Consider the following 4,106-nt stretch of genomic DNA (forward strand, 5'->3'; position numbering starts at 1 on the left):
ACTGGCAGCGCCGCTTGCTGGGACCCGCCGAATTTCAGCTTCCCTAGGGTGGGTTGGAGAAATGTCACGCCCTTACGCCCTTTCTGTGAACCCGGTGCCAAAGCGCTGAATAGTTGAACGAACGGCCATTTTTTTCCCTTAAAACACAAAAAAGGCTTGTGTCATGTCGGGGCATTAGGTAAATTCTCGCCCCGCAGACATCGGTGTGTAGCGCAGCTTGGTAGCGCACTTCGTTCGGGACGAAGGGGTCGGAGGTTCGAATCCTCTCACACCGACCATTTTAGAAAAGGCCGCTCAATGAGCGGCCTTTTCGCATTCGGATTTTACCGATCCCGGTACGGAATGTCTGGCTGGTTGTGGCATGCCGAGGTCGTTGCAGCTTTCTTGCCCATCTATCCGGGTGCCGTCGTAGTGTGCAGGCATTAAAAGGGCCACCGCTCGGTGGCCCAGGGTGGAGTCTGATCCTGACTCCGGCACTCTAGATTGTGGCAATCTCACTATGGGTCTTGTCTATGGTGCCCTCCTTGCGCGCAAGGCGCTTACTCAGATATGCCAGTGCTGATGCCGCAATGCCTTGAAGCTGTGTTGAGGTTGCAAGGCCGCGTGCTTGGGGTACTCACTAATGAAATGTTCGATTCCCTCCATCAGTTGTGAACGTAATGAAGACACGGGTTCATGCCAGGCTTGCAGGCATAAATGGCCGGGGATCAACTGCTCCTGATAATCTTCCAGCAGCTGCTCTGGCCAGGGTTCAATACCGGAATTGCGTTGCAGTAGATAATGGGTGGCGGGTTCACGGGCATAGATGAACTGAATCTGGGCCAGATCGCGTTGGCTTAGCGTTTGACTGTTGATATGACAGGTCAAATATTTTCCCGTCTTCAGATCCATGAAGTGGCCGCGTTGCCGACAGGCTACGATGCGATACCAGGGCAGGGGCGAACAGAGAGAGTATCCCTCAAGCTCCTGTTCCAGCCAGTGGCGACACTCGGGTGTCTGCACCTCGTCGAGCATGGACTCGATCTGTGTCAACAAGGCTCTGGATGGTTTGGTGGCCCGTTTCGCACTCATCGCCTGCAATCCTCCCTCTGCACACAATCCCGAATGTCAGTATGGACCCGTGGGTGGCAGAGGGGGTAACGATTCTAATGATTAAAATCAGATTAGCAGTGTTGTTTTTATGCACTCGGTGAGTCAGCCCACCAGATAGGTGCCGGTCCCGAAGGCGATGTGGGTGCCCTCTTCATTGTGCAATTCCATCCGGGCGACGGCGACCTTACTGCCGGCACGGATGATGTGGGCGGTGGCGATGAACTCGTTGCCGCGGCCCGGGCGCAGGTAGTCCACGCGCAGGTCTATGGTGCCGAGGCGGGAGAAGCGCTCTTTGAGGTAGTTGGGGGAGAAGTCTTCCAGCTCGTCGATGCAGGAGGCGGCGACTATCATGCCGCCAGCCACATCCAGCAGGCTGGCGGTGACGCCGCCGTGCAAGATGTTGTGGAAGGGGTTGCCGATTAGCTTGTCATCCATCTTGATGCGCAGCTCCACCTTCTCGAAGTCGTAGTGGGTCACCTGTATGCCAATCAGCTTGTTGAACGGCATCCGCTCGGCGAACAGGTTGGCAATACCACTGAGCGCCATCTTCTTCAGCATGTGTTTCATTCTCTGATACCGCTCCCTGTCATCAACGCCGAGTAAAAACGTCAGCCAGTCTGCAACACTTCATTAACAGTCGCAATGGCAGGTTTATTGTGAGCGGCGGCTGCTTTAGAATGGCGACCCCAAAGGAGAGCCCATGACCGTCATTGCCGAAACCTTGCCCGATACACCTCTTGCCCTGTTGCAGGCGGTATTCGGCTACCAGCAATTTCGGCCGGGCCAGCTGGAGATCATCGAGCAAATAGTGGCGGGACGTGATGCCATGGTGCTCAAGCCCACCGGTGGCGGCAAGTCACTCTGCTTCCAGATCCCGGCGCTGCTGCGCCCCGGGCTCGGGGTGGTGGTCTCCCCGCTTATCTCGTTGATGAAGGATCAGGTCGATAGCCTGCGGGCCAACGGTGTGGCGGCCATCTACATCAACTCGGCCCTGAGCCGGGAGGAGATGATCCAGAACTTTGCCGCCATGCGTCGTGGCGAGATCAAACTGCTGTATGTCTCCCCCGAGCGCTTGCTGCAGCATGAGTTCATGGATCGGCTGGCGGAACTGCCGCTCGGCTTGTTCGCCATCGACGAGGCCCACTGTGTCTCCCAGTGGGGTCACGATTTTCGGCCGGAATACGCGGCGCTCGGGCGGCTCAAGCAGTGGTTCCCCCAAGTGCCAGTCGTGGCGCTCACCGCGACCGCCGACGAGGCGACCCGCAGCGACATGCTGCACCGATTGGAGCTTAACGATCCCTTCGTCCACACCGCCAGCTTCGACAGGCCCAACATTCGCTACAGCCTGGTGGAGAAGTTCAAGGCGGCGGAGCAGTTGCTGCGCTACGTGCAGAGCCAGAAGGGCAACTGCGGCATCGTCTACTGCTCCAGCCGCAACCGTGTGGAAGAGGTCGCAGAGCGCCTCTCCCGCCATGGCAGCAAGGCTGCGCCCTACCACGCCGGCCTGCCGTTGGCCCAGCGCCAGCAGACCCAGGATGCCTTCCTCAAGGATGACATCGAGATAGTGGTGGCGACGGTGGCATTCGGCATGGGTATCGACAAGCCGAACGTGCGTTTCGTGGTGCACTACGACATCCCCAAGAACATCGAGTCCTACTATCAGGAAACGGGCCGGGCTGGCCGTGACGGTACCCCGGCCGAGGCGCTGCTGCTGTACGATCCCGCCGACATAGGCCGGGTACGGCGCCTGCTCGACAACATAGAAAATCCCCAGCAGTTGCAGGTTGAGCAGTACAAGCTCAACGTGATGGCGGCCTTTGCCGAGGCGCAGACCTGCCGTCGTCAGGTGCTGCTCAACTATTTCGGCGAGTACAACGACAAGCCGTGCGGCAACTGCGACATCTGTCTGGATCCGCCCAAGAGTTATGACGGTACCGAAGATGCCCAGAAGGCGCTCTACTGCGTCTGGCGGGTGGGTCAGAACTTCGGGGTGGGTTACGTGGTGGAGGTACTGCGCGGCTCTCTCAACCAGCGCATCAAGGATCACGGCCACGACAAGCTGTCGACCTACGGCATCGGCAAGGATCAGAGTCACGAGTACTGGATGAGTGTGATCCGCCAGTTGATCCACAAGGGGCTGCTGACCCAGAACATCACCCGCAATCTGGTGCTGCAGCTGACCGAAGCGGCCCGCCCTGTGCTGCGTGGTGAGATGAAGCTGGAACTGGCGGTGCCACGGCTGCAGCCCATCTCCAGTCGCAAGGAGAAGCGCAACGGCCTGCTGGACAACGCCAACTATGACAAACGGCTGTTCAAGGAGCTGCGCGGCCTGCGCAAGCAGATCGCCGAGGATGAAGAGGTGCCGCCCTACGTGGTGTTCAACGATGCGACCCTGGTGGAGATGGCCCAGCTGATGCCGATGACCGAGGGCGAGATGCTGGCCATCAATGGCGTCGGGCATCGTAAGCTGGAGCGCTTCGGTGAAGCCTTTATGGACCTTATCATCGACTACTGCCGCCGCTAGGAAAGCAGGTCCATCAGGAATGGGGCGCCCGTCCGCCGGGCACCGCGAGGCTATTTCAAGCTGGCGTAGTAGGCCGCCAGGTTCTCCATGTCGGTCTCGGTTAGCGGGGCCATGAAGGGCAGCATCAGGGGTTCCTTGCGACTGCCGTCCTTGAAGGCTTTCAACTGTTTCACCAGATAGGCGGCATTCTGGCCGGCCAGATGGGGATAGCCGGGGATCAGTGCCTTGCCCTCAACCCCATGGCAGGCGGAGCAGACCACCGCCTTGGCCTTGCCCGTCTCGATATCGGCCGCCAGGGCTTGTCCCCACAACAACATGAGCAGGGGCAGGGCGCCCAACCATCTTTGCATCTTTTCCCCCTTGAAATGAAATAGCGCGATCGCCTGTTAGCCTGAGTGGGCCGACGGCGGTATAAAGAGTGACACGAGCATACGCAGGGACGAATCGCACTACCATGAAGCTGATCAACACTTTTGCCACCGAACTGCCC

General features: G+C 58.9%; 4 protein-coding genes and 1 tRNA gene. 2 read left to right on the forward strand and 3 right to left on the reverse strand.

Translation table 11 applies throughout. The features are described from left to right. Positions 1-201: 201 nt before the first annotated feature. Positions 202-278: transfer RNA gene (locus tag AAC083_RS06515), tRNA-Pro, on the forward strand. 265 nt (positions 279-543) lie between these two features. Here the strand turns inward: AAC083_RS06515 and AAC083_RS06520 are convergent. Beyond that, positions 544-1,071 carry an AbiTii domain-containing protein gene (locus tag AAC083_RS06520; RefSeq protein WP_108536125.1) on the reverse strand — a complete coding sequence of 176 codons (528 nt, stop codon included), beginning with the start codon at positions 1,069-1,071 and terminating at the stop codon, positions 544-546. Positions 1,072-1,194: 123 nt separating this feature from the next. Beyond that, entirely contained in the window at positions 1,195-1,659 is a 465-nt protein-coding gene (locus AAC083_RS06525) for a thioesterase family protein (RefSeq protein WP_042035920.1), read from the reverse strand. Between the two features lie 133 nt (positions 1,660-1,792). Between AAC083_RS06525 and recQ the strand changes: the two genes are divergently transcribed. Next, positions 1,793-3,616 carry an ATP-dependent DNA helicase RecQ gene (gene recQ / locus AAC083_RS06530; protein ID WP_108536126.1) on the forward strand — a complete coding sequence of 608 codons (1,824 nt, stop codon included), beginning with the start codon at positions 1,793-1,795 and terminating at the stop codon, positions 3,614-3,616. Between the two features lie 50 nt (positions 3,617-3,666). Here recQ and AAC083_RS06535 read toward each other — a convergent pair whose 3' ends face one another. Beyond that, entirely contained in the window at positions 3,667-3,966 is a 300-nt protein-coding gene (locus AAC083_RS06535) for a c-type cytochrome (RefSeq protein WP_108536127.1), read from the reverse strand. Positions 3,967-4,106: the final 140 nt, after the last annotated feature.

This window comes from Aeromonas sp. HMWF014, assembly GCF_963878295.1.
GTDB classification, from domain to species: Bacteria; Pseudomonadota; Gammaproteobacteria; order Enterobacterales; family Aeromonadaceae; genus Aeromonas; species Aeromonas popoffii.